Raw genomic sequence first — 19870 nt, forward strand, 5'->3', positions numbered from 1 at the left:
TCACCCCCCACATCCGCATTGGAGACAGCCATGCACAACCGTATCGAATGGGCCAAGCACGCGCCCGAAGCCTACAAAGCCATGGTCGGCCTGGAACAGGCGCTGGCCAGGTGCGGCCTGGAAAACTCGCTGCTGGAACTGGTGCGCCTGCGCGCCTCGCAGATCAACGGCTGCGCCTATTGCGTCAACCTGCATGCCAACGATGCGCGCAAGGCCGGTGAGACCGAGGCACGCCTGCAAACACTGTGCGTGTGGCAGGAAACCGCGTACTTCACCCCGCGTGAACGGGCAGCACTGGCCTGGCTCGAGAGCCTTACCCGCCTGCCTGAACGGGGTGCGCCGCAGGGCGAGTACGAAGCCCTGCTGCAGCACTTCGAGCCGGCCGAAGTGGTCAACCTGACCTTGGCGATCGCCACCATCAATGCCTGGAACCGCTTCGGGGTCGGCTTCGCCATGGTGCCGGCGGGCTGAGTGTTGGCGCGGTGGCACCCGCGCAAGGGTCGGCACTGGCCAAGATCAGCGCCCGGCCAACCGCGCGCGGTAGCTACCGGGGCTCTGCCCGGTCCATTTCTTGAACGCCCGGTGGAACGCGCTGGGCTCCTGAAAGCCGGCCTGCTCGGCGACCTCGGCAATGCTCAGCACGCCTTCGCGCAAGCGCTCGAAAGCCATCGCCCGGCGTACCTCGTCCTTGATCTGCTGGTAGGAGCGCCCCTCGCGCTCCAACTGCCGGCGGAAGGTGCTGGCACTGATACCCTGCTGCTGTGCCAGCGACGCCAACGTGGGCCACTGCCCATAGCCACGCGCCCGTAAATGCCGGTACACCTCGGCCACCAGGCCGTTCTGGTTGCGAAAGCGAATGACCAGCCCCTGCGGCGCGCTGCGCAGGAAGGTTTTCAGCGCCGCCACGTCCTGGACCACCGGCCGGCGCAGGCAGGCACTGTCGAACTCCACCTCGGTACGCCCGCTGCCCAGGCGCAGGTCCGGCCCCCACAACAGCAGGTCATCCTCCTGGGCTGGGCGGGCCACTGCCAGTTCGGTCCGGTCAATCGCCACCCTGCGCCCGCCCAGCCAGCACAGCAGGCCGACCATCAGCACCAGGTAGGTTTCCTCGGCGTATACCCGGGTCAACGGGTCGGCGATACTCGACTGCACGCTGATCAGCGCCCGGCTACCGCGCACGGTCAGGCTGCCGCGCAGATCGTGCAGGAACAGGCCAAAGCCTGCCAGGCACTGGCGTAGAGCCTTTTCCAGGTTGGGTTCCAGGATCAGGCCCCGACAGATCAGGGCGAAACTGCCCAACGGCATGCCATGGCTGTCGAGGCGGAAGAACTCATCGTCCAGGCGCCGGATCATTGCCAGCCATAGCTCGGCGAAGGCCCGGGCCGGCACCCGCGCCTGCGGTTGGTCGAGCAGGTGCGGGTCGATGCCCACCGCACGCAAATGCGCGTCACGCTCGGCGGGGCAATCGCGCAGGGCATGCAGCATGGCGTTGAGGAAGTACACGGCGACCGAATCGCTATCGCGCATGGCGGTGTTCGCTGTCTATGCTGAGTGGCAAAAAGTGCCAGGTTGTTTGAACAGTTCCGGCATAGGCTGCAACAGAGCCTTTGCCTAGACTCGGACCCACTTCGGGACCTCGCCGGCCATTCTCGCAGAGCCTGGCCCAGTCCCGCCATGCCTATGCAATCGGAGCCTCTATGAGCAGCGCAGAAATCTACGTCGTCAGTGCCGTCCGTTCAGCCATCGGTGGCTTTGGCGGCTCCCTCAAGGACCTGCCGCTGGCCGACCTGGCCAGCGCCATCACCCGCGCCGCCATCGAGCGCTCGGGGCTGGCCGCCGAACAGATCGGCCACGTGGTAATGGGCACGGTGATCCCTACCGAACCCCGTGATGCCTACCTGGCGCGGGTTGCGGCCATGAACGCCGGCATCCCCAAGGGAACGCCGGCGTTCAATGTCAACCGCCTGTGTGGCTCGGGCCTGCAGGCCATTGTTTCGGCGGCCCAAGGGCTGCTGCTGGGCGACACCGACGTGGCCATTGCCGCTGGCGCCGAGTCCATGAGCCGCGGCCCTTACCTGCTGCCACAGGCACGCTGGGGCGCGCGCATGGGTGACCTGCAAGGCATCGACTACACCGTCGGGGTACTGCACGACCCCTTCCAGCACTTCCACATGGGCATCACCGCCGAGAACGTCTCGGCCAGCCAGGGTATTACCCGCGAAATGCAGGACGAGCTGGCCCTGACCAGCCAGCGCCGGGCCGCTCGCGCCATTGCCGAGGGCCGCTTCACCAGCCAGATCGTGCCGTTGGAACTCAAAACCCGCAAAGGCAGCGTGCAGTTCAGTGTCGATGAACATGTGCGCGGTGAGGTCACGGCCGAGCAACTGGCCGGCATGAAGCCGGTGTTCAAGAAAGACGGCACCGTGACTGCCGGTAACGCCAGTGGCATCAACGACGGCGCCGCTGGTCTGGTGCTGGCCAGCGGTGACGCGGTGCGGCGCCTGGGCCTCAAGCCACTGGCCCGGCTGGTGGGCTACGCACACGCCGGGGTGGAACCCGAGTTGATGGGCCTGGGGCCGATCCCCGCCACCCGCAAGGTGCTGGAGAAGACCGGCCTGAAGGTGCAGGACCTGGATGTGATCGAGTCCAACGAAGCCTTCGCCGCCCAGGCTTGCGCGGTGGCCCGCGAACTGGGCTTCGACCCGGAAAAGGTCAACCCCAACGGTTCGGGCATTTCCCTGGGCCACCCGGTGGGTGCCACCGGCGCGATCATCGCCACCAAGGCCATCCATGAATTGCAGCGCATTCAGGGGCGCTACGCCCTGGCCACCATGTGCATAGGTGGCGGCCAAGGCATCGCCGTGGTCTTCGAGCGGGTTTGAGGAAACTGAAAGATGAACATTGAACAGATCGCCGTGATCGGCGCCGGCACCATGGGCAACGGCATCGCCCAAGTGTGTGCGGTGGCAGGCTACCAGGTGCTGCTGGTGGACGTGGCCGACGCCGCCCTGGAGCGCGGGGTGGCAACGCTAGGCAAGAACCTCGAGCGCCAGGTCAGCAAAGGGACCCTCGCCGCCGAGCAGGCAGCGGCAGCCAAAACCCGGATCCGCACCAGCACCGACTACGGCCAGCTGGCCACGATGCAGATGGTGATCGAAGCGGCCACCGAGAACCTGCAGCTCAAGCAACGCATCCTGCAGCAGGTGGCAAGCAACGTCGCCGCCGATTGCCTGATCGCGACCAATACCTCGTCGCTGTCGGTGACCCAGTTGGCCGCCAGCATCGAGCACCCCGAGCGCTTCATTGGCGTGCACTTCTTCAACCCGGTGCCGATGATGGCGCTGGTCGAGATCATTCGTGGCCTGCAGACCAGCGACGGTACCTACGCCCAGGCATTGCTGGTGACAGAGAAGCTGGGCAAGACCCCGATCACTGCTGGCAACCGGCCGGGCTTCGTGGTCAATCGCATCCTGGTGCCGATGATCAACGAAGCGATATTCGTACGCCAGGAAGGCCTGGCCAGCGCCGAGGACATCGACACCGGCATGCGCCTTGGCTGCAACCAGCCGATCGGCCCACTGGCGCTGGCCGACCTGATCGGCCTGGACACCTTGCTGGCGATCATGGAGGCCTTCCATGAGGGCTTCAACGACAGCAAGTACCGCCCTGCCCCGCTGCTCAAGGAGATGGTGGCGGCCGGCTGGCTGGGGCGCAAGAGCGGCCGCGGCTTCTTCACCTACTGAGGCCCAGGCGCCATGCCCCCGATCAATGCCGCGATGCGTTGTGCCAATTTCGAAGAGCGACGTGAACAGGCCATGGCGCTGTTTGCCGAAAAAGGCTTTGGCCAGGTCAGCATGCGCGAATTGGCCGCGCATGTCGGGCTGACGGCCGGCTCGCTGTACCACCACTTCCCCAGCAAGCAGGACCTGCTGTTCGACTTGATCGAGGAACTGTACGAGGAGTTGCAGGCCCTGCTGGACCAGGGGCGGCGGGCCATGGCCCGCGGCGCTTCAGCCTTGAATTGCCTGATCGCGGCGCATTGGCAGTTGCATGCCGAACGGCCGCTGCAGTTTCGTTTGGCTGAGCGTGATTTCTGTTGCCTGAGCGAGGCCCAGCAGGCACGCCTGACGCAGTTGCGCGGGCGTTATGAGGCCGGGCTGTTGCGGCTGATTGCACCGCAGGCGAAACTGCAGGGGCCAGCCTTGGTGGCCACCGCGCAGGTGGTTGCAACGCTGCTGAACCAGTTGCCCGGCGCGCTGCAGGCATTGCCTGAAGCGCAAGCGCTGGTGTTGATGGAGAGCATGTTGCTGGGTGGGCTGGAACGGACCTTGCGTTGATCAGCACCGGCCCGTCAGCGCGCGCCGGTGACAGGGCCTTGACGGGTATCAGCGCAGCAGTGCCTGAATCTGCTCGTGCAAGGTGTCCAGGTCGAACGGCTTGGCCAGGATCGGTGCCTTGCGGGTGATCGGGCTTCCGGACTCGAGGATCTCTGCGGGGTAGCCGCTGATGAAGATCACTTTCAGGTCGGGCCGCAACTTCACCGCCGGCTCGGCGATTTCCACCCCGGAGATCCCGCCCGGCAGGCGGAAGTCGGTCACCATCAGGTCCAGGTGCGGCTTGCTGGCCAGAATGGCGAACGCCTGTTCACCGTCCTCGGCGACCAGCACGTGGTAGCCCTCGCCCGCCAGGTAGTCCCGCAGAATCATGCGTATCGCTGGTTCGTCCTCGACCACCAGCACTACGTCTTGTGCATCTTCACTCATGTTAACGCCTTGAAAATTCTTCCAGTTGGCCATCAGACCCCAGGCTTATGCAGAGGTTGCCCACGCCTGGTCGTTTAGTTGTTCCACTGCAGCCAGGGGCAGTTGCAGGGTGAAGGTCGCACCTTTGCCCACCTCGCTTTGCACCACAATCCGACCGCCATGGGCTTGCACGATCTGGTCGGAAATATACAGGCCCAAGCCCAGGCCACCCGTAGCTTGCTGAGTTGCGACGCGCTCGAACTGCTGAAAGATACGTTGCTGGTTAGCCATGTCGATACCAATGCCATGGTCCTGCACCTCCACGCACGCCAGGCCGTCCTGCTCGTACAGCCTTACCTGCACCGGTTTGCGTTCACCATAACGCAAGGCATTGGACAACAGGTTGGCCAGTACTTGTTCAATCCGAAATTCGTCCCACTCCCCCTGCAGTGGCTGGCAATGCTGCAACTCGATGAACGTATCCAGTGCCGTGGCCTGGGCGGTGAAATTCTCCACCAACCGCTGCACCAGCTCGCTCAGGTCGAACGCTTTGGGCCGCAGCGACAGCTTGCCGGTACGAATGCGCGAAACATCGAGCATGTCTTCGATCAGGCGGATCAGGCTGTTGATCTGGCGCTCGTCGCGCTCGACCATGGCCTGCAGCTTGTCGGCGCTGAACGCCGCCAGGTTGCCCCGCGCCAGGTGCAGCTTGCGCAGTTGGGTTTCCAGGATGAGCCCGTTGAGCGGGGTACGCACCTCGTGGGACACGATCGACATGAAATCGTCGCGCATGCGCACCGCATGCTCCAGCTCACCGCGCGCCGCCTGCAGCTGGCCCAGCAGCACTTCCTGCTCCTGGCGGCTACGCTCCAGCGCCTGCAACTGGCGGTCAAGCACCTTGCGCTGGCGGTAAAGATCGACGAACACCGACACCTTGCTCTTCACCGCAGCGGTATCCAGCGGTTTGTGCAGGAAGTCCACGGCGCCACTTTCGTAGCCCTTGAAGGCGTAGTTCATTTCACGCCCGGCTGCGGTGACGAAAACGATAGGGATGTGGCGGGTTTTTTCCGTACCGCGCATCAGTTCGGCCAGTTCGAAGCCGTTCATGCCCGGCATCTGCACATCGAGAATAGCCAGCGCGAACTCGTGTTCGAGCAACAGCGACAAGGCGGCTTCGGCAGACTGGGCCTGGTGCACCTCACGGTCCTCGCCCTGTATCAGGGCATCGAGGGCCAACAGGTTCTCTGGCAGGTCGTCGACGATCAGCAGTTTGGCGATAGTGTTGCTTAGCATGCGCTGGGTTCCAGGGCGGCGAGCAACTGCTCGATCCCACTCAAGGTAAGAATATGGTCGGGCTGATGGAGGGCCAGGGCGGCCTCGGGCATCAGCGCCACCTGTGCGTCGCGAGGGTCCTGGACGATGGTCCGGCCGCCGCTGTTCTTGATGTAAGCCAACCCCTGGGCACCGTCTTCATTGGCACCGGTGAGCAGCACGCCAAGCAGGCCGGCACCGTAGGCATCGGCCGCGGAAATGAACAGGTAGTCGATGGCCGGCCGGGAAAAATGCACCGGTGGTTCCTGGCTCAACGACAGGGTGAAGTCGCGTTCTACCGATAAATGATAGCCCGGCCCGGCCACGTAGATCTGGCCAGGGCGCAGCGGTTGCTTGTCACGTGCCTCAGACACGGGACGAAGCAGGCGGCGTTGCAGCACCTCGGCCAGTTGGCTGTGGCGGTCATCCGGCAGGTGCAACACACAGACTACCGGAATGGCGAACCCCGACGGCAACCCGCCTAGCACGGTGAACAGCGCGGACACCCCGCCGGCCGAGGCGCCGATCACCACCGCTTGTACGCCCTTCATGATTTGCGATAGATCCGTTCAGGCTTGACCAGCGGCTCGAAACCGTCGCTGTAAGCGGAAAAGTCGACCGACTCCTTGCTGCCCAGCACCAGAAAACCGCGATGGCACAGCGATTCATGGAACAGGCCCAGGGCGCGGTCCTGCAGCTCCTTGTTGAAGTAGATCAGCACATTGCGGCAAGACACCAACTGCGTCTCGGAGAACACGCTGTCGGTGGCCAGGCTATGGTCGGCGAAGGTCACGTTTTCACGCAGGGTGCTGTCCATGATCGCGTTGCCATAGGCTGCCGTGTAGTACTCGGCGAAATCCCGGCGGCCACCGGCGATGCGGTAGTTCTCGGCGTAGTCGAGCATGTTCTGCATCGAGTAGATGCCCTGCTTGGCTTTGTCCAGCGAGTGCGGGTTGATGTCGGTGGCGTAGATGATGGTGCGCTCGAGCAGGCCTTCTTCGCGCAGCAGGATGGCCATCGAATACACCTCCTCGCCCGTGCTGCAGCCGGCGATCCACACCTTGATCGATGGCCAGGTGCGCAACAGCGGCACCACCTCGGTGCGCAGCGCCAGGAAATGGCCCGGGTCGCGGAACATCGCGCTGACCGGAATCGTCAGGTACTGCAGCAACTGCATGAACATGCCAGGGTCGTGCAGCACGCGCTCCTGCAAGGCCGATACCGTCTGGCAACCGAACTGGCGCAGCGCATGCAGGATCCGGCGCTTGATCGAAGCGCCGGAGTAATTGCGGAAATCATAGCTGTACTTGAGGTAGATGGCCTCGATCAGCAAGCGGATCTCGATATCGGTGTTACGTTCGCTAGTCAAATTCGCTCCAGTTGCGGCAGCCATACGCGGATCAGCGAGAACAGGCGGTCCAGGTCGATCGGTTTGGCCAGGTAATCGTTAGCGCCGGCCTGCAGGCAACGGTGCTGGTCATCTTTCATGGCCTTGGCAGTCACCGCAATGATCGGCAGCTTGCGCCAGCGCGGTTGCTGGCGGATCAGCCGGGTGGCTTCGAAGCCGTCCATTTCCGGCATCATCACATCCATCAGCACCAGGTCGATGTCGTCATGCTGCTCCAGGCGCTCGATGGCCTCGCGGCCGTTACGGCCGATTTCGACGATCGCGCCCTTGTGCTCCAGTGCACTGGTCAGGGCGAAGATATTACGCACATCGTCATCTACCAGCAGCACCTTGCGCCCCTCGAACACTTTGTCGCGGCTGCGCGCCGTCTTCAGCATACGCTGGCGTTCGTTGGACAACTGCGATTCGACCTTGTGCAGGAACAGCGTCACTTCGTCGAGCAGCCGCTCGGGTGAGCGGGCGCCCTTGATGATGATCGAGCGCGAGTACTTGAGCAGGTCGGTTTCTTCTTCGCGGGTCAGGTTGCGGCCGGTATACACGATCACCGGCGGGAAGGCGCGGATATCTTCGGCAGTCATGCGCTTGAGCAGTTCGTTACCGAGCATGTCTGGCAGCTTGAGGTCGATGATCATGCAGTCGTAGATGTTTTCCCGCAGCAGTGCCAAGGCCTCCTGCGCCATGCCTACGGCGGTGATCTCGACGTCGTCGTCACCGATCAGGCGGGCGATGCTTTCGCGCTGCAGGTCGTCATCTTCCACCAGCAGAATGTGCTTGAGCTTCTGCGTCAGCTTGGCCTCCAGGCGCGCGAAAACTTCCTTGAGCTCTTCGCGGCTGGTGGGTTTGACGGCGTAGCCCACTGCCCCCATGTGCATGGCGGCCTCGACACGGTCCTCGACGGAAATGATATGCACCGGAATGTGCCGGGTATCGGCCTGTTCCTTCAGGCGTTGCAGCACGGTCAGGCCGGAATGGTCAGGCAGGCGCATGTCCAGCAGGATCGCATCGGGTATGAACCGGGCCGCCAGCTCGAAACCTTCGTCGGCCGCATGCGCCACCAGGCAGCTGTAACCCAGCTCGTGGGCCAGGTCGAAGAGAATGCGGGCGAAGTTCGGCTCGTCTTCGATCACCAGGATGCAGCGGTTACTGAAAGGCGCCCGGTCACGGTCGTCGGTGAAGGCCAGTTGCGGCAGCTTCGGCGCCTGGGCAGTGGCGAGTTGCGGTACTGGCGGCAGGGTATCGACAGCCGGGCGCAGGCTGAGGGGCTCGACCTCCTGCTCCAGATTCTCGTAGCGTTCGGGTAATACCAGGCTGAACACACTGCCCTGCCCGGGGCTGCTCTCGACACTGATCTGCCCGCCAAGCAAATGGGCAAGGTCGCGGGAAATCGACAGCCCCAGCCCAGTCCCGCCATACCGGCGGTTGCTGGTGCCATCGACCTGGTGGAACGCACCGAAGATTGCCTGCTGCTGGTCGGCAGCGATGCCGATGCCGCTATCGCGCACGGAAAACACGATGCCGCTGTCTGGCTGGTAGCCGATGTTCAGGCTGACCTGGCCGCGCTCGGTGAACTTGATGGCGTTGGACAGCAGGTTCTTGAGGATCTGCTCCAGTCGCTGGCGGTCGGTGAACAGGGTGGCAGGCACCTGAGCCTGGGCGGTGACCTCGAAGGCCAGCCCCTTTTGCCCGGCCAACGGCTCGAACATGTCGCGCAGGCCTTCGACCAGGCGGTCCAGGTGGGTGGTTTCAGGTCGCACTTCAAGCTTGCCGGCCTCGACCTTGGCGATGTCGAGGATATCGTTGATCAGGTTGAGCAGGTCGTTGCCGGCCGAGTAGATCGACTCGGCGAACTTGACCTGCTCACCGCTGAGGTTGCCTTCAACGTTCTCGGCCAGCAGCTTGGCCAGAATCAGCGAACTGTTCAGCGGCGTGCGCAATTCGTGGGACATGTTGGCGAGGAACTCGGACTTGTACTTGCTCGAACGCAGCAGCTCATCGGCGCGCGCCTGCAGCTCTTCCTGGGCCTGGGTCAGCTCCTCGTTCTTGCGGTCCAGCGCTTCGGTGCGGTCGGACAACTGCTCGTTGGTCTGCTCCAGTTCCGCTTGCTGGGTTTCCAGGTGGGCCTGGGACTCCTTGAGCACGCGGGACTGTTCCTCCAGCTCTTCGTTGGCGGTTTTCAGCTCTTCCTGCTGCACCTGCAATTCTTCGTTCAATTGCTGGGTTTCGGCCAGGACTTCCTGCAAGCGCTGGCGGTAACGGGCGCTTTCGATGGACATACCCAGGTTGCCCTCCACGCGCTGCAACAGTTCGTCGTCCCGCGCCTGCAGCGGCCGCAGGAAGCCCAGTTCGAGCACGCCGTTGATCTGCCCGCCGTCGCTGGCCGGCATCAACAGTGCACTGCGCGGCAAGCCCTTGCCCAGGCCGGAGCTGAGCTGGAAGTAGTCTTGCGGCAGGTCGTCCAGGCGCAGCAGCCGCCCTTCACGCACGGCCTGGGCCAGCAGGCCCTCACCATCACCCAGCACCTGCTCGCGCGCCTGCTCTTCGGCATCCAGACCATAGCAGGCAACGCGTACCAGGCGGCCATGCTCGTCGCGCACGTACAACGCCCCGACCACACTGCCCAGGTAAGAGGCAAAGAACCGCAGAATGTTGTCGCCGAGCATGTTCAGGGTCAGCTGCCCAAGCACTTGTTGAGCCAGCTGGGTCTGGCCGTTGCGCAGCCAGGCCTGGTGCTCCAGGCGCTCGGCAGAACGTTGCTGGGCCTTGAGGTTGTCGTCGTAACTGCTGGACAACGCCAACAGATCGCGGCGCCCCAGGTACGCCAGCAAGGCGCTGAGGCCAACGATCAGCAGCACGAACGCCGAAATGGAGGTTACGGTGACGGTGCTGACCTTCTCGTTGCGTGCCATGCGCAACTGCTGCTCGGTGGCAATGAGGTCGGCGAATTCCTTGCGAATCTCGTCTGTCAGGCGCTTGCCGCGGCCGTTACCGATCAGCTCCCGGTAGGGGCCGTCATTGCGGCGCAGGGTGATCATGCCGCTGCCGAAGTCATTCCAGGCTTGCTGCAAGGCGATCAGCCGGTCGATACGGTCAACTTGCTGCGGGTTGTCCTCGACCATGCCTTTCAGGCCCTGCAAGCTGCTGAGAATGCGCGGCTTGGCCACCTCATAGGGGTCGAGGAAGCGCTCGTCACCCGTCAGCAGGAAGCCGCGCATGCCGGTTTCCATGTCGATCGACAGCTTCACCGCTTCGTTGGCATTGCCAATGACCCGGTCGGTGTGTTCGACCCATTGCATGGCCGAGAGCAGGTAGTTGATCACCGCGACGAACGCCACGGCACCCAGCAGGCCCACCCCCAAAGGAAGGCCGATGTTGCGGCTCAACAGCTTGCGGAAGCTGCGCTGGTCCATCGAGGCTGCTTGAATCATGAGAAAACGCCCGAGCAAGAAAATCCATGGAAAAGAATGGCGGAACAATCGTTATGGTTATGTGCCGCTGCGCCGTGCCGACAAGCGAAGTCTAACCAGCTTTAGCGGCTCTGGCAGGGCATTTAGCCAGTATTTGAAAGTGCTGTGTGCCAATCGTTCCATCTGATTGCAAGTATCGGTATCCTCGGGAACTTCTGCTGTCGCCTTGTGCACAGATCATAGACATTCAATTGCACAGGACCCGAACCATGCACCTTTTGGTAGTCGAAGACGACGAGATCGTACGTATGCTGATGCTCGAAGTGCTCGGCGATTTGGGCTACTCGGTGATCGAGGCGGAAAATGCCACCGCGGCGCTCGAGGTATTGGAAGACCAGCGCCAGCCGTTGGCGCTGATGATGACGGACGTGGGCCTGCCGGACATGCGCGGCGAGGCGCTGGCAGCCAAGGCACGCGAACTGCGGCCACTGTTGCCGGTGCTGTTCGCCAGTGGCTACGCCGAAAACATTGATGTACCGGAGGGCATGCACATGATCGGCAAGCCGTTCAGCATCGACCAGCTGCGCGACAAGGTGACGGCTATTCTCGCCCCTGCCTGAAATCGGCGACGCCCGCTTGACCAGCGCGCAGGCAGCGCAGGGGCAGAAAATACGGTGCCCGTTACAGCTCCCTGCGCAACAGGTAGGTGTCCATGATCCACCCTTTGCGCGCCCTTTCCCGCGCACGCACTTCAAGAATCTGCGCCTTCACCGCCTGCAGCGGCCCGGCGATCAGCCGTTCGTCAGCCGTGCCTAGGTAAGCGCCCCAGTAAATCGTCAAGGCCGGGTCATCGATAGCCGCGAACGCGCACTGCCCATCGAGCATCACCACCACATTGTCGATACTCCCCTGCCCGGCCAGACGCCGACCAGGCAGCACGGTCAGCGGTTCGCCAATGCGGTTGAGCGCAACACGGTGGCGCGCCGCCAGTGCCTGCACGCTGCTGATGCCCGGAATGACCTGCAGGTGCAGGGCGCCAACTCGCTCGCAGACCAGGTCGAGGATGCGCAAGGTGCTGTCATAGAGCGTGGGCTCGCCCCACAGCAGAAAGGCGCCGGTTTCGCCGTCGCCGAGTTCCTGTTCGATCAGTTGCGCATACAGCGCTGCACGTTGTACGTGCCAGTCCTGTACCGCCTGCACATACGCGTCGGCCTGCCCATCGCGCAGCGGGTCGGCGACCTCAACCAGCCGATAGCCGCCCTCGGGGCGGTACCGCTGCAGGATGGCCTTGCGCAGCTGCACCAGCTCGTTCTTGACGCTGCCCTTGTCGAGCACGAAGAACACGTGGGCCTGGCGCAACCCGTCGACGGCTTCGTACGTGACCTGGCGTGGGTCACCCGGGCCGATGCCGATCAACAACAGCTGTTTCATTGTGCTGCCCTCCGGTGCTGTTCAGCAGCCATTGTCGGGCGCCACCAGGCCGCTGGCAAAGCACCCGTTCAGAGCAGCGAGAAGTTGTAGCTGACGATCACCCGCGTTTCGTCCATATCCCGCGCCCAGCGCTCATAGTTGCTGCGGTAGGTGGAATTACGCAAACGCACGCTGACGTCCTTGAACGTGCCACTTTGCACTTGGTACTTGAGCTCGCTGTCGCGCTCCCACTCCTTGCCTTCGGCATGGCTGCCTGGCACCTGGATATGGTCACCGTTGATGTACCGGGTGAAGAACGTAAGGCCAGGCACACCCAACGCCTTGAAGTCATAGTCATAGCGCACTTGCCAGGAGCGCTCCTGGGCCGCGGCAAAATCATTGACCTGTGCATAGTTGACCAGGTACGGGTTGCTGCCATCCAGGTAGGGCATGGCGCTGTCGCCATACATGCGCTGCCAGCCAGCACTGAGCTTGTGACCACCCAGGCTGTAGCCGAGCATGCCGCTGACGGCGCGGTGGTCGATCGCACCCGCGCGGGCGTTGCCGATGTCGTCGCTTTTGATCAGCCGCAGGTCGGCAGCAAGGCTGCCCACCGGCAGCGGTTGGCTGGCCACCAGGCCGAAATACTGCTGGCGATAGATGTTCTCCAGCCTGGCCACTTGATACTGGGCTCCGAAACGCTCGTTGACCCGGTAATCGACCCCGGCGAGGTCGAAGTGGTCGGCTTCGATGTCGCAGGCGTAACGCTTGTTCTTGCAATGCACGCGAATGTTTTGGCGGTCGGTTGAATCCCTTGCGGTGTACCGATCCAGGCGTGCCAGGGTGAACTTCAGATCGCGGCGTTCCTCGGAGGTCAGCATGGCGCCCTGGAACATCGTCGGCAGCAGGCGGCCATCGTTGTACTTGAGCAGGGGCACATCCGGCATCATCGAACCGTATTTGAGCACCGTGTTGGAAACTTTGACCTTGGCCGCCAGGCCCATCTTTGCATACTGGTCGGCGGAGTGCCGCGGGTTGTGCCCGGAAGACGGCAGCAAGCCGCTGTTACTGTCGGCGGGGCTGGAGTCCAACTTCACACCGAACATGCCCAGCGCATCCACACCGAACCCTACCAAGCCTTCGGTGTAACCCGACTGTACATTGAGGATAAAGCCCTGGGCCCACTCTTCTCGCTTGGATGCCCCTTGGCCGGAACTGCTGTGGCCGTCACGGAAATCCCGGTTGAAGTAGACAGTGCGTGCTTCAACCTTGGCACTGCTGTCTTCAAGAAAACCGCCAGCCTGGGCGTTGGCACCGGCACATAACAGGAACAGGCCGGCAACACGACGCCCCGGGGCGAGAGGATAGGGGGAAAACATGCAGGGAAACATCCAGATTCAAAGCGGGTTGACAACCGGCGGCACAGACTTGCCACGGTAATGAGACATGACCGCGCAACAGCCAGCCATACTTTGAAATGATCGCGCAATGGCTCTGGCACGGGCCATTGGACTATGGTCTAAGCGCCCTGCCAGGCCGCTTCGGCGAGTCGCCTGTATCGCGCATGGGCAACTAGGAAAGTTCCCCGCTTATTTGCAATAAGTTAGCAGTTCACCCCGCCCCAATGTGTGACTACACTCGCTATCAACGAACAGTAAAACCCACCTGCGTGGCCGGCGTATTCATGCGTTTCAATGTTCGTCACGCCCTGCCACAGCCGACGTACAGGAGTGATTACAGTGTCCAGACTTGCAGAGTTTCGTGCTGCGGAAAAAGCGCTCCAGGAACAGATGGCGCAACTGGAAGCGTTGAAAAAGGATGCCGGGTTAAAACGCGAAATCGAGTTCGAGCAGAAACTCGTCAACCTGATGAAGAGCTACGACAAAAGCCTGCGCGATGTCATTGCCATACTTGACCCCAAAGCCGGGGCGCGCACCACCAGCCCTGCCCCCAAACAGCACCGTCGCCCGCGGGTGGTGAAGGTTTACACACACCCCGAGACCGGCGAGCGGATCGAGACCAAAGGCGGCAACCACCGCGGCCTCAAAGCCTGGAAAGAGCAGTATGGCGCCGCCGAGGTGGAAAGCTGGGCTCGCTGATGAAACATCAACATGTGCTTCACACTTTTTTCACAAGGGCTGGCTCAGTATCGAGGCAGCTAAAGGACTAGCGACCCCATCACGCGCCCGCACATGCGGGCCTCTAATTCCAGCGCCCTGCACTCGTGCAGGGCGCTTTCATTTGCGCAATCGGCGCACTGACGTATCATGGCCAGCCTGTCTGTTTTGCCGGCGCCCCGTGCCCGGCCCTGCCTCAGGAGTTCCCATGAGCCTGCACGATCTGCAAACCTTGCCTGGTGTCACCGCACAACCTGACGCCGCCACCGCCCAATTCGTCTTCAACCACACCATGCTGCGGGTCAAGGACATTCAAAAGTCGCTGGACTTCTACACCCGTGTGCTGGGCTTTCGCGTAGTAGACAAGCGTGATTTCCCCGAAGCCGCTTTCAGCCTGTACTTCCTGGCCCTGGTCGACCCGGCGCAGATCCCCGCCGATGATGCCGCCCGTCACCAGTGGATGAAATCGATCCCTGGCGTGCTGGAGCTCACCCACAACCACGGCACCGAAAACGACGCCGATTTCGCCTATCACGATGGCAATACCGACCCACGCGGCTTCGGTCACATCTGCGTGTCGGTACCCGATGTACGCGTCGCCTGTGCGCGCTTCGAGGCGCTGGGTGTACCGTTCCAGAAGCGCCTGCAGGACGGGCGCATGAACCACCTGGCGTTCATCAAGGACCCGGATGGCTACTGGGTCGAAGTGATTCAGCCGGCCGACCTGGCAGGCTAAGCGTTCGTCGGGGGCGGGAACCACCGCCCCCTTGCTGTGGTATATGAAGGTAATTGCTTCCCATGCCACAGCGAGGTAAGAACCATGCAATCCCTTCACTGTGAATACCGCAAGCACACCATCACCGCCAGCGTGATGCCCCATCCTGACTCGCCCCTGCCCTACGCCGCCGGTTGCCTGATCACCGCCCCTGATGGCCATACCAGCAGGCGCCTGTCGATGCCGATGAAGTTCTTCTCCGACCTGGAGCGTGCCCAGCATGTGTCACTGGCCCACGGTCGAGCGCTGGTCGACCAGCAACTGGACGCCGGCACCAAGGTGTTCTGATTGCCCCCTTGGCCTGTAACGGCCTCTTCGCCAGCACCGCTGCCATACCGCGAAGAGGCCGCTGCTGGTGCAATCAGATATCGCGAGCGTACGCCACGGCGGCATCGACTTGCGCTGGCGTCGGCCTCACACCTGTGTACAGCACGAACTGCTCCAGCGCCTGCAGCGCAATCACCTCGAGCCCGGTAATCACGGGCTTGCCCAGCGCTTGGGCGCGGCGAATCAACGGTGTTTGCGCGGGCATGGCCACCACATCGAACACCCGCTCTGCAGCAGCGATGGCGATGTCCGAAAACGCCAGCTCTTCAGCTTCTGCGCCCCCCGCCATGCCGATTGGCGTGACATTCACCAGCATCGGCGGGCAGATATCGCCGAGTTCTGGCAGCCAGCGGTAGCCGCACATATCCGCCAGCTGCTGCCCCGCCTGGGCATTACGCGCGACGATGGTGCCTTCGGCAAAGCCGGCATCGCGCAAGGCGCTGGCAACAGCCTTGGCCATACCGCCGCTGCCGCGCAGGGCGAAAGCGGTTGCCGGGTCGACCTGGTGCCGGGTCAACAACTGGCGTACGGCCAGATAGTCGGTGTTGTAGGCTGTGAGGCGACCGTTGGTGTTCACCAAGGTGTTGACCGACTCAATGGCCGCTGCCGACGGGTCGATCTCGTCTACCAGCGCCATGCACGCTTCCTTGTATGGCATCGATACCCCACACCCGCGTATGCCCAAGGCTCGAATTCCCGCTACCGCGGCCGGCAGGTCGTCGGTACGCATGGCCTTGTAGTAAAAGTCCAGGCCCAACTGTTGGTACAGGTGGTTGTGAAAGCGCACGCCGAATGTACCGGGTCGGCCTGCCAGGGAAATGCACAGCACGGTATCCCTGCCGGGAGTTGTCGACATAGCCTGCTCCTGAGTCATGACTGAAACGTTTGTGCAGCGTACCAGAGGCAACCGCTGGTCGTCCCTTACACAACCTTTACCATTGCCCTGCGCGCAATTGACAAATACCGGAGTCATATTAGTGACACCCCACTTTGGGGGTTTACTCGCGAGGTTGATATGAACCGTCTCATTCCCGGAATCGCCCTGCTGGTCGGCGCTTTGGCCATCAGCGGGCCTGCAGCTGCCCACGGTGGTTACGGCCATGGCGGCGGTTGGTACGGACCGGGCCCGCTACTGGGCGCTGCCGTGGTTGGCGCGGTGGTTGGCGCTACGGTGTCTGGCGGGCACGACCGTACGGTGTACGTGGAACGCCAGCCGGTGTACTACCCGCCGCAACCGGTGTACGTGCAGCCGCCGCCGCAGCCCGTCTATTACCAGCCTTATTATGCGCCGGCCCCGCCACCGCCAGCCTACCGGGCCTACTACGGCCCGCCACGGGTGTATTACGGCCCGCCACGCTGGTAAGGGTTGATAGAAGTAATGACCACTATCGACAACGTTGATTTCAAACCCTGGTAGCGGCTGGGTATGGTAGGCCCATGTTTCACAGGAGGTCCCCATGGCCACTATCAAGATCATGTCCGTTGTCGGCAGCGCTGTACCGGTTTCACTGCGTGAACAAGGCCTGTTGGCCTGCTGGTACCTGGTGCGCAACGGCGAGGCTGTGAGTGGGCCGGTGCCGACCCTTGCCCAAGCCCGCGCATTGGCTGAACTGTTGCAACCAGGCACTTTGGCAGCCTGACCCGAATTTGTTGTGCGTTGCTCCCTACGCCCTTGTGCCCGCCGAAATGGCGGGCTTTTTTTTGTCTGGCCATGGTGGCTGCGGGTCGTCGGTCGTTTCACGCCTTGGCCCGGGCCAGTTGACTGGTCAGGGCTACGACCCTGCCTTGCAAGCGGCCGACGGTGACCACCAGTTCATTGCGCTCCTTGGCGAACTGGTCAGCCTTGGCCTCCGCCTCACGGCGGGCATCGCGCTCGCTATCGAGCAGCTCCGTCAGGCGGCGAATCACGGCAATGTCTGCATTGTCCAGCGCGCGGTCTGCCGCATCTCTGGACAGCCATTTGCGCAGCCATAGAAAGGCCCCGAGCAACACGGTGCCTGTACCACCCAGCCACGTGAGGGTGCCTGGGCCGAGGTCGGTGGGGTCCATGTAAACCTCTTTACTGACGAGATGGGCAATCCACGGCATTGCATCGCCATGGCTTTTATTGTCTGAAGGTTTAATTTAGCCTAGGGGTAAATTTACCTCAAGAGAAATTTAGCCATGCGCACATTTAGCAGTGAGCTAAACACTGGCATGCTTCGCTTTATGGACATCTATGAAATCCGCAAGCAGAACCTGGTCAAGCTGATAGCCGACCAGAAAAAGGGCGCCTGCGCCGAGCGCTGGGGCATGGCGCCTGCGCACCTGAGCCAGATTCTCTCCAACAGGACCGCCAAGAACCTGGGCGACGACGTGGCGCGGCGGATCGAGGGTATCGAAGGCTTGCCACGCGGCTGGTTCGACGCGCTGGCGCCCGGCGATCACCCGCAGGCCTCGGGCGGGCCTGCCGACGGCGCGCTGTGCGCCGCCGACCTGGTCAAGCAGATGCTGGCAAAAAGTGGCAAAGGCATCCCCGAAGAAACCCGCCAGAGGCTGCTGGCCGCGGCTGCCGAGCCCGCGGAAACCGTATTGCTGCAGGCCGACCACGGCCGGCCCGGCCTGGTGGGCGATGAAGTATGGATTGCCCACTATGATGTGCGCGCAGCCATGGGCGGCGGCCAGATCCCCCATGACTACCCGGAAATGTTCAAGGATGTGCGGGTCAGCCCCAGCCACCTGCGTGAACTGGGTGTGGAATTCAGCGAGCACCACCACCTGAAGATGGTCACTGGCTGGGGCCAGTCGATGGAGCCCACCATCAGGCACCGTGACCCACTGATCGTCGATGTAAGCATTCGCGAATTCGTGGGCGACGGGATCTACTTTTTCGCGTGGGGTGACCATATCTACATCAAGCGCCTGCAGATTGCCGATGACGATCATTTCGAGATGATTTCCGACAACTCACGGCACAAGGACCGCCTGATTCGCCGCGAAGAAACCTATATCCAGGCCAGGGTCCTGCTGGTGTGGAATGCCCACCTCGTGTAAGGCGCCACCTGCCCCGGCAGCGGCCTGGCGCCGGTATTTCAGAACGGCGCAGCCGGCGCCAGTGGCCCACATCCCTGCTCGACGCTCACTTCGTCAAACTGCTGGCTGGTGTGGCGCTGCCAGCGCACCAGCACGCTGCCATCAGGGTTGAAGGTCAGGTCCAACTCGGGTGTTTCCATTAGCAGCCCCATCACCTCTTCCCATTCCGCGTCGCCATCGCTGTGCAGGCGATGCACCAGCACCCAGCGCTGGGTCTGGGCCACAGGGTGGTTGATCATCGACGATACCCGCAGGCTCAGGCGCTCTACACCCGACATTCCCGGGGGCTGAAGGGTAGTCGACGCTGTTTGCATAGGCATATTGTCATCCTGATATATGTATATTTGTACAGTACATGGCAAAAGCTTATCGCACAGCCAAATCCAGCGTAAAGGCCTAGCCCTGAAAATTTTCGCCAACAGGTAATTTCACCCACAGCGCAATTTTTAGCTTTAAGCTATTGACATTTAATTTAGCCATTGGCTAACTTCTCAACCAGGCAGCATTCAGTCTGCCCTTCAAACCTGGCTGTTCATGAGGAGTTACCATGGCCATAGACATCAGCAACCTGTTGATCGCCACCCCGGTGGCAGTATCCGCAACCAACCCCGTTGCCCTGGAACTTGACGGTGACGAAGCCATTGCCCGCCTCCCAGAGGTGGTCACGTTACTCAGTGACGGCTCGATCCAGTTTTCTGCGCCGACCAAAGGGGCGTCGAGCAAGAGTACCCACCGCACCCGCTGTGAATGGACCGAGACCCGTTCCTGGACGCTGGCCAGTGCCGCGGACCATTGGAGCCGTCAAAGCATGACGTTGACCAAGGTCAACGCAGCGCAGAAGGTGGTCATTGCCCAGATGCACGTGCGCGGCGACGACGGCCCGCCCGTCAAGGTGTTCTGGAAGAAAGGCGATATCACCTTGGGCTTTCGCCAAACCTATGACCAGGCTGACCCAGTGAATTCGACGGTGCTCAAGGGCGTACCGCTGGGCGCGCAGTTCGGCATCAGCCTGCACGTCACGGCACAGGGCCTGGTCACGGTCACCGCAACCTGCAAGGGAGCAACCGGTACTTCAGGTGGTTTGCAACTCGACGGCAGTTGGGCTTCGCGCCTGTTCGAATTCCACGGCGGCGTTTACAACCAAGTCGACTACAACGACCAAACGCCGGTCGACGATGGCTCGATCTGCATTATCAGCGACCTGACGTTGATACATGGCTGAGGCGACAACGCCCTTTGCGTGCCGGCCCTCCTGTTCACGGGTCGGTACCGGACCTGATCAGAACTGAGCGCTCAGTTTGCCC

The 19870-nt window shown here is 62.3% G+C and carries 24 protein-coding genes; 13 read left to right on the forward strand and 11 right to left on the reverse strand.

Features of this window, described 5'->3' with window-relative positions; all coding sequences use genetic code 11:
- Nucleotides 1–30 precede the first annotated feature (30 nt).
- Nucleotides 31–471, forward strand: a complete 441-nt coding sequence (locus tag DMX12_RS15405) for a carboxymuconolactone decarboxylase family protein (protein WP_029887041.1) — start codon at nucleotides 31–33, stop codon at nucleotides 469–471.
- A gap of 45 nt (nucleotides 472–516) precedes the next feature.
- On the opposite strand, the gene DMX12_RS15410 is transcribed toward DMX12_RS15405, so the two are convergent.
- Nucleotides 517–1527 carry an AraC family transcriptional regulator gene (locus tag DMX12_RS15410; RefSeq protein WP_110678483.1) on the reverse strand — a complete coding sequence of 337 codons (1011 nt, stop codon included), beginning with the start codon at nucleotides 1525–1527 and terminating at the stop codon, nucleotides 517–519.
- 170 nt (nucleotides 1528–1697) lie between these two features.
- On the opposite strand from DMX12_RS15410, the gene DMX12_RS15415 reads away from it, so the two are divergent.
- Genes DMX12_RS15415 through DMX12_RS15425 form a run of 3 tightly spaced genes read left to right on the forward strand, consistent with a single transcriptional unit; the run spans nucleotide 1698 to nucleotide 4337 of the window.
- Nucleotides 1698–2882 carry an acetyl-CoA C-acyltransferase family protein gene (locus DMX12_RS15415; RefSeq protein WP_110678485.1) on the forward strand — a complete coding sequence of 395 codons (1185 nt, stop codon included), beginning with the start codon at nucleotides 1698–1700 and terminating at the stop codon, nucleotides 2880–2882.
- Nucleotides 2883–2894: 12 nt separating this feature from the next.
- A complete protein-coding gene (locus DMX12_RS15420) occupies nucleotides 2895–3743 on the forward strand; it encodes a 3-hydroxybutyryl-CoA dehydrogenase (protein WP_110678487.1) in 849 nt (282 codons plus the stop codon).
- A 12-nt stretch (nucleotides 3744–3755) separates the two neighbouring features.
- The gene (locus DMX12_RS15425; protein WP_110678489.1) at nucleotides 3756–4337 is read left to right on the forward strand and encodes a TetR/AcrR family transcriptional regulator; all 582 of its coding nucleotides are present in this window, start codon (nucleotides 3756–3758) and stop codon (nucleotides 4335–4337) included.
- Between the two features lie 48 nt (nucleotides 4338–4385).
- Here DMX12_RS15425 and DMX12_RS15430 read toward each other — a convergent pair whose 3' ends face one another.
- Genes DMX12_RS15430 through DMX12_RS15450 form a run of 5 tightly spaced genes read right to left on the reverse strand, consistent with a single transcriptional unit; the run spans nucleotide 4386 to nucleotide 10886 of the window.
- Nucleotides 4386–4763, reverse strand: coding sequence for a response regulator (locus tag DMX12_RS15430; protein ID WP_009686481.1), 378 nt, complete (start codon nucleotides 4761–4763; stop codon nucleotides 4386–4388).
- 45 nt (nucleotides 4764–4808) lie between these two features.
- The gene (locus tag DMX12_RS15435; RefSeq protein WP_110678491.1) at nucleotides 4809–6035 is read right to left on the reverse strand and encodes a hybrid sensor histidine kinase/response regulator; all 1227 of its coding nucleotides are present in this window, start codon (nucleotides 6033–6035) and stop codon (nucleotides 4809–4811) included.
- Nucleotides 6029–6604 (reverse strand): chemotaxis protein CheB, encoded by a 576-nt coding sequence (locus tag DMX12_RS15440; RefSeq protein WP_110678493.1) that lies wholly within the window; start codon nucleotides 6602–6604, stop codon nucleotides 6029–6031. The genes DMX12_RS15435 and DMX12_RS15440 overlap by 7 nt, the downstream gene beginning before the upstream one ends.
- Complete coding sequence (locus tag DMX12_RS15445) at nucleotides 6601–7422, reverse strand: protein-glutamate O-methyltransferase CheR (protein ID WP_009686478.1); 822 nt, start codon at nucleotides 7420–7422, stop codon at nucleotides 6601–6603. Before DMX12_RS15445 ends, DMX12_RS15440 begins: the two co-directional genes overlap by 4 nt.
- The gene (locus DMX12_RS15450; protein ID WP_047149658.1) at nucleotides 7419–10886 is read right to left on the reverse strand and encodes a response regulator; all 3468 of its coding nucleotides are present in this window, start codon (nucleotides 10884–10886) and stop codon (nucleotides 7419–7421) included. Before DMX12_RS15450 ends, DMX12_RS15445 begins: the two co-directional genes overlap by 4 nt.
- Between DMX12_RS15450 and DMX12_RS29300 the strand changes: the two genes are divergently transcribed.
- Together DMX12_RS29300 and DMX12_RS15455 are read left to right on the forward strand one after the other, a co-directional pair.
- Nucleotides 10885–11052, forward strand: a complete 168-nt coding sequence (locus DMX12_RS29300) for a hypothetical protein (RefSeq protein WP_154211004.1) — start codon at nucleotides 10885–10887, stop codon at nucleotides 11050–11052. The genes DMX12_RS15450 and DMX12_RS29300 overlap by 2 nt on opposite strands.
- Nucleotides 11053–11134: 82 nt before the next feature.
- On the forward strand, nucleotides 11135–11485 hold the full coding sequence (locus tag DMX12_RS15455) for a response regulator (protein WP_110678495.1): 351 nt from the start codon (nucleotides 11135–11137) through the stop codon (nucleotides 11483–11485).
- A 61-nt stretch (nucleotides 11486–11546) separates the two neighbouring features.
- Here DMX12_RS15455 and cobF read toward each other — a convergent pair whose 3' ends face one another.
- Nucleotides 11547–12296: a precorrin-6A synthase (deacetylating) gene (gene cobF, locus DMX12_RS15460; protein ID WP_110678497.1), complete on the reverse strand. Its 750-nt coding sequence runs from the start codon at nucleotides 12294–12296 to the stop codon at nucleotides 11547–11549.
- A gap of 68 nt (nucleotides 12297–12364) precedes the next feature.
- A complete protein-coding gene (locus DMX12_RS15465; protein WP_110678499.1) occupies nucleotides 12365–13654 on the reverse strand; it encodes an OprD family porin in 1290 nt (429 codons plus the stop codon).
- Nucleotides 13655–14014: 360 nt separating this feature from the next.
- On the opposite strand from DMX12_RS15465, the gene DMX12_RS15470 reads away from it, so the two are divergent.
- The 3 genes from DMX12_RS15470 to DMX12_RS15480 all read left to right on the forward strand — a co-directional run bounded on the left by DMX12_RS15470 (nucleotide 14015) and on the right by DMX12_RS15480 (nucleotide 15455).
- Complete coding sequence (locus tag DMX12_RS15470) at nucleotides 14015–14374, forward strand: histone-like nucleoid-structuring protein, MvaT/MvaU family (RefSeq protein WP_110678501.1); 360 nt, start codon at nucleotides 14015–14017, stop codon at nucleotides 14372–14374.
- Nucleotides 14375–14600: 226 nt separating this feature from the next.
- Nucleotides 14601–15128 (forward strand): lactoylglutathione lyase, encoded by a 528-nt coding sequence (gloA, locus tag DMX12_RS15475; protein WP_110678503.1) that lies wholly within the window; start codon nucleotides 14601–14603, stop codon nucleotides 15126–15128.
- A gap of 84 nt (nucleotides 15129–15212) precedes the next feature.
- The gene (locus DMX12_RS15480; protein ID WP_009686469.1) at nucleotides 15213–15455 is read left to right on the forward strand and encodes a hypothetical protein; all 243 of its coding nucleotides are present in this window, start codon (nucleotides 15213–15215) and stop codon (nucleotides 15453–15455) included.
- 73 nt (nucleotides 15456–15528) lie between these two features.
- Here DMX12_RS15480 and DMX12_RS15485 read toward each other — a convergent pair whose 3' ends face one another.
- Nucleotides 15529–16350, reverse strand: a complete 822-nt coding sequence (locus DMX12_RS15485) for a shikimate 5-dehydrogenase (protein ID WP_009686468.1) — start codon at nucleotides 16348–16350, stop codon at nucleotides 15529–15531.
- A gap of 159 nt (nucleotides 16351–16509) precedes the next feature.
- Between DMX12_RS15485 and DMX12_RS15490 the strand changes: the two genes are divergently transcribed.
- Nucleotides 16510–16857 (forward strand): hypothetical protein, encoded by a 348-nt coding sequence (locus DMX12_RS15490; RefSeq protein ID WP_110678505.1) that lies wholly within the window; start codon nucleotides 16510–16512, stop codon nucleotides 16855–16857.
- A gap of 94 nt (nucleotides 16858–16951) precedes the next feature.
- Nucleotides 16952–17134: a hypothetical protein gene (locus tag DMX12_RS15495; protein ID WP_110678507.1), complete on the forward strand. Its 183-nt coding sequence runs from the start codon at nucleotides 16952–16954 to the stop codon at nucleotides 17132–17134.
- 97 nt (nucleotides 17135–17231) lie between these two features.
- On the opposite strand, the gene DMX12_RS15500 is transcribed toward DMX12_RS15495, so the two are convergent.
- Nucleotides 17232–17543 (reverse strand): chemotaxis protein, encoded by a 312-nt coding sequence (locus DMX12_RS15500; protein ID WP_110678509.1) that lies wholly within the window; start codon nucleotides 17541–17543, stop codon nucleotides 17232–17234.
- A 159-nt stretch (nucleotides 17544–17702) separates the two neighbouring features.
- Here DMX12_RS15500 and DMX12_RS15505 point away from each other — a divergent pair, with 159 nt between their 5' ends.
- Nucleotides 17703–18527, forward strand: coding sequence for a S24 family peptidase (locus DMX12_RS15505; RefSeq protein ID WP_054905059.1), 825 nt, complete (start codon nucleotides 17703–17705; stop codon nucleotides 18525–18527).
- Nucleotides 18528–18565: 38 nt separating this feature from the next.
- Here the strand turns inward: DMX12_RS15505 and DMX12_RS15510 are convergent, their stop codons facing one another.
- Nucleotides 18566–18886 (reverse strand): DUF1654 domain-containing protein, encoded by a 321-nt coding sequence (locus DMX12_RS15510; protein ID WP_177411268.1) that lies wholly within the window; start codon nucleotides 18884–18886, stop codon nucleotides 18566–18568.
- 227 nt (nucleotides 18887–19113) lie between these two features.
- Between DMX12_RS15510 and DMX12_RS15515 the strand changes: the two genes are divergently transcribed.
- Nucleotides 19114–19788 (forward strand): polysaccharide lyase family 7 protein, encoded by a 675-nt coding sequence (locus DMX12_RS15515; protein ID WP_110678512.1) that lies wholly within the window; start codon nucleotides 19114–19116, stop codon nucleotides 19786–19788.
- Nucleotides 19789–19870: the final 82 nt, after the last annotated feature.

The sequence above is a fragment of the Pseudomonas sp. MB-090624 genome (assembly GCF_003205245.1).
Classification (GTDB): Bacteria; Pseudomonadota; Gammaproteobacteria; order Pseudomonadales; family Pseudomonadaceae; genus Aquipseudomonas; species Aquipseudomonas juntendi.

What these genes read in the sequence shown, in the direction of transcription:
- DMX12_RS15490 (WP_110678505.1), top strand. Translation starts at nt 16,510, where the DNA reads ATGAACCGTCTCATTCCCGGAATCGCCCTGCTGGTCGGCGCTTTGGCC.
- cobF (WP_110678497.1), bottom strand. Translation starts at nt 12,296, where the DNA reads ATGAAACAGCTGTTGTTGATCGGCATCGGCCCGGGTGACCCACGCCAG.
- DMX12_RS15485 (WP_009686468.1), bottom strand. Translation starts at nt 16,350, where the DNA reads ATGTCGACAACTCCCGGCAGGGATACCGTGCTGTGCATTTCCCTGGCA.
- DMX12_RS15480 (WP_009686469.1), top strand. Translation starts at nt 15,213, where the DNA reads ATGCAATCCCTTCACTGTGAATACCGCAAGCACACCATCACCGCCAGC.
- DMX12_RS15415 (WP_110678485.1), top strand. Translation starts at nt 1,698, where the DNA reads ATGAGCAGCGCAGAAATCTACGTCGTCAGTGCCGTCCGTTCAGCCATC.
- DMX12_RS15405 (WP_029887041.1), top strand. Translation starts at nt 31, where the DNA reads ATGCACAACCGTATCGAATGGGCCAAGCACGCGCCCGAAGCCTACAAA.
- DMX12_RS15425 (WP_110678489.1), top strand. Translation starts at nt 3,756, where the DNA reads ATGCCCCCGATCAATGCCGCGATGCGTTGTGCCAATTTCGAAGAGCGA.
- DMX12_RS15410 (WP_110678483.1), bottom strand. Translation starts at nt 1,527, where the DNA reads ATGCGCGATAGCGATTCGGTCGCCGTGTACTTCCTCAACGCCATGCTG.
- DMX12_RS15450 (WP_047149658.1), bottom strand. Translation starts at nt 10,886, where the DNA reads ATGATTCAAGCAGCCTCGATGGACCAGCGCAGCTTCCGCAAGCTGTTG.
- DMX12_RS15435 (WP_110678491.1), bottom strand. Translation starts at nt 6,035, where the DNA reads ATGCTAAGCAACACTATCGCCAAACTGCTGATCGTCGACGACCTGCCA.
- DMX12_RS15500 (WP_110678509.1), bottom strand. Translation starts at nt 17,543, where the DNA reads ATGGACCCCACCGACCTCGGCCCAGGCACCCTCACGTGGCTGGGTGGT.
- DMX12_RS15510 (WP_177411268.1), bottom strand. Translation starts at nt 18,886, where the DNA reads ATGCCTATGCAAACAGCGTCGACTACCCTTCAGCCCCCGGGAATGTCG.
- DMX12_RS15420 (WP_110678487.1), top strand. Translation starts at nt 2,895, where the DNA reads ATGAACATTGAACAGATCGCCGTGATCGGCGCCGGCACCATGGGCAAC.
- DMX12_RS15495 (WP_110678507.1), top strand. Translation starts at nt 16,952, where the DNA reads ATGGCCACTATCAAGATCATGTCCGTTGTCGGCAGCGCTGTACCGGTT.
- DMX12_RS15440 (WP_110678493.1), bottom strand. Translation starts at nt 6,604, where the DNA reads ATGAAGGGCGTACAAGCGGTGGTGATCGGCGCCTCGGCCGGCGGGGTG.
- DMX12_RS15515 (WP_110678512.1), top strand. Translation starts at nt 19,114, where the DNA reads ATGGCCATAGACATCAGCAACCTGTTGATCGCCACCCCGGTGGCAGTA.
- gloA (WP_110678503.1), top strand. Translation starts at nt 14,601, where the DNA reads ATGAGCCTGCACGATCTGCAAACCTTGCCTGGTGTCACCGCACAACCT.
- DMX12_RS15430 (WP_009686481.1), bottom strand. Translation starts at nt 4,763, where the DNA reads ATGAGTGAAGATGCACAAGACGTAGTGCTGGTGGTCGAGGACGAACCA.
- DMX12_RS29300 (WP_154211004.1), top strand. Translation starts at nt 10,885, where the DNA reads ATGAGAAAACGCCCGAGCAAGAAAATCCATGGAAAAGAATGGCGGAAC.
- DMX12_RS15455 (WP_110678495.1), top strand. Translation starts at nt 11,135, where the DNA reads ATGCACCTTTTGGTAGTCGAAGACGACGAGATCGTACGTATGCTGATG.
- DMX12_RS15505 (WP_054905059.1), top strand. Translation starts at nt 17,703, where the DNA reads ATGGACATCTATGAAATCCGCAAGCAGAACCTGGTCAAGCTGATAGCC.
- DMX12_RS15465 (WP_110678499.1), bottom strand. Translation starts at nt 13,654, where the DNA reads ATGTTTTCCCCCTATCCTCTCGCCCCGGGGCGTCGTGTTGCCGGCCTG.